The sequence below is a fragment of the Sphaerobacter sp. genome, assembly GCF_019683595.1.
Classification (GTDB): Bacteria; Chloroflexota; Chloroflexia; order Thermomicrobiales; family Thermomicrobiaceae; genus Sphaerobacter.
The window spans coordinates 1-5,657 of record NZ_JADGHZ010000206.1 but is presented as its reverse complement, the minus strand read 5'-3'; the positions used below and the strand labels follow the sequence as shown (position 1 = coordinate 5,657).

The window sequence follows — 5,657 nt, the reverse complement described above, 5'->3', positions numbered from 1 at the left end:
GCTCCGCCGCCCGGCGCGGGGCGCCGGCCGGCTCCGCTCAGGATGACAGCCGTGCCGGAACGGGTGGCGGGAAGACGAGAATACTTCGTCAAACTCCATTACCCCCGGGCACGTGCCGACCACGCAGACCTGTGGTACCACGGTGAAAGCTACCGATACGCGCGGGATGCCGACGTGCCTGGAGAAAAAATGCCCCTCGCTCTGCACTGGGCGAGGGGCGGGTTGCCTACGGCTGGGAGGCGCTCGCTCAGGCGGCCTTGACGGCGTTGGTGAGCTTGGTGAGCGACTCCTTGGCGTCGCCGAAGAGCATGACCGTCTTCGGGTCGTGGAACAGTTCGTTCTCGATCCCGGCGAAGCCGGGGCGCATCGACCGCTTCAGCACGATGATCGTGCGCGCCTGATCCACGTTGAGGATCGGCATGCCGTAGATCGGGCTGCTCGGGTCGGTGCGTGCGGCCGGGTTGACCACGTCGTTGGCACCGACGACCAGGGCCACGTCGGCGTGGGCGAACTCGTTGTTGATCTGATCCATCTCGAAGAGCTGGTCGTACGGCACGTTCGCCTCGGCCAGCAGCACGTTCATGTGGCCCGGCATGCGCCCGGCGACCGGGTGGATGGCGTACTTGACGGTGACGCCGCGCTTCTCCAGCTCGTCGGCCAGCTCGCGGATCTGGTGCTGCGCCTGGGCCACCGCCAGGCCGTAGCCCGGAACGATGATGACCTCGTTGGCGTAGGCCATGACCACCGCCGCGTCCTCGGGAGTCGTCTCCCGGATCGGCTTGGCTTCCCCGACCTTGGCGCCGGCCGAGGAGGCCGCGCCGAAGGCGCCGAAGAGCACGTTGCTCAGCGGGCGGTTCATGGCGTGGCTCATGAGCACGGTGAGGAAGCCACCGGAGGCGCCGACCAACGCGCCCGCGACCACCAGGATCTGGTTGTGAACCACGAAACCGGTCAGCGCGGCGGCGATGCCGGTGAAGGAGTTGAGCAGCGCGATCACGACCGGCATATCGGCGCCGCCGATCGGGAGCACGACCAGCACGCCCAGGACCATCGCCACGGCCAGCAGCAGCCAGACGAAGAGGTCACCCCCGTCGAAGCCGACCACTACCGCGCCCAGGGCGAGGATCACGATGAAGAGGATCGCGTTGAGCGCCGACATGCCTGGGAAGCGGATCGGCCGCCCGGAGATCAGTTCCTGGAGCTTGCCGAAGGCGATCAGGCTACCGGTGAGGGAGAGCGCACCGATGGCGGTGCCGGCCGAGACGGAGAGCGCCTCCCCGGCGCCGATGGAAGACGCCTCCTCGCTGAATCGAATGAACTCCGCGACCGAGACGAAGGCTGCGGTCCCCCCGCCCATGCCGTTGAAGAGGGCCACCATCTGCGGCATGGCCGTCATCTGGACGGTGCGGGCGAAGTAGACCCCGAGCGCGGCGCCGATGACGGTGCCGACGACGATGATGGCGATGTTGAGCGGTTTCCAGGTGATCGAGCGGTCGAGGAGGGTGGCCACGACCGCGATCGTCATGGCGAGGATGGCAATCCGGTTGCCGTGGCGGGCCGTCGCCGGGGAACTGAGACGCTTGAGACCGAAGATGAAGAGGACTGCGGAGATGAGATAGGCGACTGCAATTATGGCTGCGCGAGCGTCAGTAATCACCGCTTCTCCACCGGCTTCTTCTTGAACATCTCCAGCATCCGATCGGTGACAGCGAAGCCCCCGAAGACGTTACCGGCCCCGAGCACGAGTGCCACGAAGGCCAGCACGTAGAGGAGGGGCGAATCGGCTGTCCCCGCGACGAGGATCGCGCCGATGAGCACGATGCCGTGGATGGCGTTGGTGGCGGACATCAGCGGTGTGTGCAACGTCGATGGAACGCGGCCGATGACCTCCACGCCGAGGAAGAGCGCCAGGATAAAGACGTAGGCGCCCAGGATGAGCTCTTGGTTCACGCCACTCGCTCCTTCATCCACTCACGGGTCGGTCCGTGCAGAACCTCGCCGTCCCGCGTCAGGACCACGCCCGCGGTAATCGAGTCCTCCATGTCGAACGTCAGGTTGGCGTTCGGCGCCAGGTGCTCGAGGAGCGCGCCGATGTTCTTGGCGTACATCTGGCTGGCGTGGTAGGCCATCTCGCTCGGAAGGTTGAGCGGGCCCATGATCGTGACGTTGTGGCGGACGATCGTCTCACCGGGTTTCGTCAGCTCGCAGTTGCCGCCCATCTCCGCGGCCAGGTCGACGATCACCGAGCCGGGCCGCATGTTGGCAACCGTGTCCTCCGGCAGGAGCAGCGGTGCGGGACGACCCGGGATGAGTGCGGTCGTGATGATCACATCGGAGCGGGCCGCGTGTTCCTTAATGAGGGCGATCTCCCGCTTGATGTGTTCCTCTTCCAGCTCGGTGGCGTAGCCGCTCGCGTCCTGCGAGCTCTGGACGTCGAGCTCGAGGAAGGTGGCGCCCAGGCTCTCGACCTGCTCCTTGACCACCGGGCGGGTGTCGAACGCCTCCACCACGGCGCCGAGGCGACGGGCGGTGGCGATCGCCTGGAGTCCAGCCACACCGGCCCCGAGGACGAGCACCCGGGCCGGCGGGATCGTCCCGGCGGCGGTCATGAGGAGCGGGAAGAACTTGGACAGCGCATTCGCGGCGAGCAGCACCGCCTTATAGCCGGCGATGGTGCTCATCGACGAGAGCGCGTCCATCGGCTGGGCGCGGGTGATACGCGGGATCGCGTCCATGCTGAGCGCGGTGACCTTGCGCTCCGCCAACTGCACCACGAGCTCGGGGCGGGTGAGCGGCGAAAGGAACGCAATGATCACCTGGCCCTCGCGCAGCAGCGGCACCTCATCGTCGGTCGGCCGCTGCACCTTGAGGATCACATCCGCTTCGCGGTAGAGCTGCGCGACATCGGGGACGATCGTCGCGCCGGCTTCCGTGTAGAGCCCGTCAGGGTAGCTGGCTGCAACACCAGCCTCGCGCTCCACCAGGATGCGGAAGCCGCGGCCGGACAGTCGCTTGACGACATCCGGCGTGAGGGCGACCCGTCGCTCCCCAGGGATCGTCTCCCGAGGCACCCCTACCGTGAGCGTGGGGCCGGATTCGGGCTGTGCAGACACCAAGACCATCCACTCCTTGACACTCGCTGTGGGTGGACGAACCCCCACTGATATGACCGGGATCGTCGAGGCACATGGCCGCACGTATCACGTGCGGCATGTCGACCTATCTGTTCCCACAACGGGTAGCGTACCGCCGCGATGGACCAGCGTCAACTACCCCCGGCGCCCGCGGGGCCGGCCAGAACGCTCGTCACGTGCGAGGGATTCATCCTCGGCGCGCTGGGCTTCCACCAGCCAGCGCACCACATCCAGGTGGCTTTCACGGTAGTACCGGCCCAGCCCCAGTGTCCACCAGGGCCGGACCGGTACTACCAGGCGCTTCTGTTCCAACCGGGCCAGCTCGTCCTCGCTGGCGCCGGTGATGTGCAAGACCTCGTCCCGTCGGAACAGCATCCGCTAGTCGCTCATCTCCGCGATCGACTCGCGTGCCAGGACCAGCGCCGGGCGGGGACGGTGGCCGTGCGCACGGGGCCGGAGCAGGTTGGCTCGCGCTCGATCCACCACCACGGCGTGCAGGTACCGGCTGGGTGGCTGTCCGAAGCGCTGCGCGATGGCCGTCACCAGCGCCCGGTCCAGGGCTTCCAGCAGGTGGTCGAGGGCGCGCGTGTCCTGCTCGACGAGCACGTAGACACGGAGGGCGTCGTACAGCGACGCCTCCGGCGGCGCCAGCTCCTCCCCGTCCGGAACCTCCTGCTCCTCGTAGAGCGCGACAACGTTTCGATCGTAGCGCAGGAGCAGCAGCGCGACCTGGCGCGCCAGTTCGTAGCGGAAGTAGGAGACGGCCGTCGGGTCGTTCGCCTCGAGCCGCGCGAACGCGGACAGCGGGGTGGGGAGGTGCATCCGGCGCGCCGTGACCGCGACCGCCTGCTCGATCATCTGGGGTGCGGCGTGATCCAGTTCCGCTGGAGCGCTCAGGGCCTCTGCCATAGCGAAAACCCCTATTCCTCCGGGTATCGGTCTCGCCCGGTTACGCGCCGGCCGTCCGGCGCAACGCGGCAGTCTCCGCCACCCGGCCGACGGCGATCAGGTACGCAGCCAACCGCAGGCTGACATCCTCCGCCTCGGCCCGCTGGAGCACGGCCTCGAAGGCGTCGAGCATCATGCGGTCAAGGCGCGCGCGAACCTCCTCCAGGGTCCACTTCGTGCCCTGGAGGCCCTGAATCCATTCAAAGTAGGAGACGACGACGCCCCCGGCGTTGGCCAGGATGTCGGGCACGACCGTGATACCGCGATCCTGCAGGATGCGGTCGGCCTCGCCGGTGGTCGGACCGTTGGCCGCTTCGACGATGATCGGCGCGCGGATATCGCCCGCGTTTGCCACGGTGATCTGCCCCTCGAGGGCGGCGGGGATCACCACGTCGCAGTCCACGGTCAGCAGCTCGGCGGCGCCGATGGGCTCGGCGTCCTCGCCGGGATACCCCTCGAGGAGGCCGCGCGGGTGGTTGCGGGTGTGGGCGACGATGCGCGGGATGTCCAGTCCATTGGGGTTGTAGAGCCCGCCGCTGATGTCGCTGATGGCCACGATACGGCACCCGGCGTCGGCGAGGATGCGAACCGTATGCCCGCCAACCTTGCCGAAGCCCTGAACCGCGATCCGAGCATCCTTAAGCGCGATTCCCCGGCGCCTGAGCATCTCCATGGTAATCAGGGCGACGCCGCGGCCGGTGGCTTCGCCGCGCCCGGGGATGCCGCCGATGGCCAGGGGCTTGCCGGTCACGACGGCCGGATCGAAGACGCCGGTCTGCGCCTCGACGGCGTCAAGGAACCAGGCCATGACTTGCTCGTCGGTGTTGACATCCGGCGCGGGAACGTCGATGCGCGAGCCGATAATCGGGAGCATGGCGGTGGCGTAGGCACGTGTGAGCCGCGCCAGTTCGCTGGCGGAGAGGAGCGACGGGTCGCAGTTGACCCCGCCCTTGCCGCCGCCGTAGGGGAGGTCGAGGAGGGAGCACTTCCAGGTCATGAGGGCTGCCAGCCCGCGGACCTCGTCTAGGTCGACTGACGGGTGGTAGCGGATGCCGCCCTTGGCCGGGCCGCGAAGGCGGGAGTGCTGTACACGGTAGCCCTGGAAGACCGCGATGCGGCCGTCGTCCATCTCGATCGGAAGGGCGACGCTCATCTCGCGCTCGGGCGTCTCCAGCACCTGCTGCAATCCGGGATCGAGGCCGAGGTGCGCCGCGGCTGCACGAAACTGCGCGCTGGCGTCCTCGAGGAGAGTAGAGCCCTGTCGCTCGCGGGCACGTATGTCGACCGACCTGCCTGCGACCTCGGCTTGCTCCTGTTGCTGCATAACCACCTTCTCTCCTATTGCCGTCCCACGGGCGGGACACCGGCGCCCGCCGCCCCGATTTTCGTAGATTCGGGCGTGAGAATCCCATAGGAAGGTGGCCATCCGGCGTAAGAATTGCGTGAGAATGCCGATGCGGCGGATGTCGGGTGCGGCGCGGGGGCGTAACCTGCCGGATCAGGCAGGATCGTTCTCGTCCGGCTCGGCGGCAAGGACGTAGCCGACGCCGGGCTCGGTCAGGAGATGGGTGGGGC

Annotated in this window: 6 protein-coding genes; all 6 read right to left on the bottom strand. The window is 67.9% G+C overall.

Annotated features, from left to right (window positions below):
* Positions 1-247: 247 nt before the first annotated feature.
* A complete protein-coding gene (locus tag IRZ30_RS15150) occupies positions 248-1,657 on the bottom strand; it encodes an NAD(P)(+) transhydrogenase (Re/Si-specific) subunit beta (protein ID WP_294086348.1) in 1,410 nt (469 codons plus the stop codon).
* Positions 1,654-1,950 (bottom strand): NAD(P) transhydrogenase subunit alpha, encoded by a 297-nt coding sequence (locus IRZ30_RS15145; RefSeq protein WP_294086346.1) that lies wholly within the window; start codon positions 1,948-1,950, stop codon positions 1,654-1,656. The genes IRZ30_RS15150 and IRZ30_RS15145 overlap by 4 nt, the downstream gene beginning before the upstream one ends.
* The gene (locus IRZ30_RS15140; protein ID WP_294086345.1) at positions 1,947-3,122 is read right to left on the bottom strand and encodes a Re/Si-specific NAD(P)(+) transhydrogenase subunit alpha; all 1,176 of its coding nucleotides are present in this window, start codon (positions 3,120-3,122) and stop codon (positions 1,947-1,949) included. The genes IRZ30_RS15145 and IRZ30_RS15140 overlap by 4 nt, the downstream gene beginning before the upstream one ends.
* A 147-nt stretch (positions 3,123-3,269) precedes the next feature.
* The gene (locus tag IRZ30_RS15135) at positions 3,270-3,509 is read right to left on the bottom strand and encodes a hypothetical protein (RefSeq protein ID WP_294086344.1); all 240 of its coding nucleotides are present in this window, start codon (positions 3,507-3,509) and stop codon (positions 3,270-3,272) included.
* 3 nt (positions 3,510-3,512) lie between these two features.
* Entirely contained in the window at positions 3,513-4,043 is a 531-nt protein-coding gene (locus IRZ30_RS15130) for a hypothetical protein (protein WP_294086343.1), read from the bottom strand.
* 40 nt (positions 4,044-4,083) lie between these two features.
* Positions 4,084-5,406: a Glu/Leu/Phe/Val dehydrogenase gene (locus tag IRZ30_RS15125; RefSeq protein WP_294086342.1), complete on the bottom strand. Its 1,323-nt coding sequence runs from the start codon at positions 5,404-5,406 to the stop codon at positions 4,084-4,086.
* Positions 5,407-5,657 lie beyond the last annotated feature (251 nt).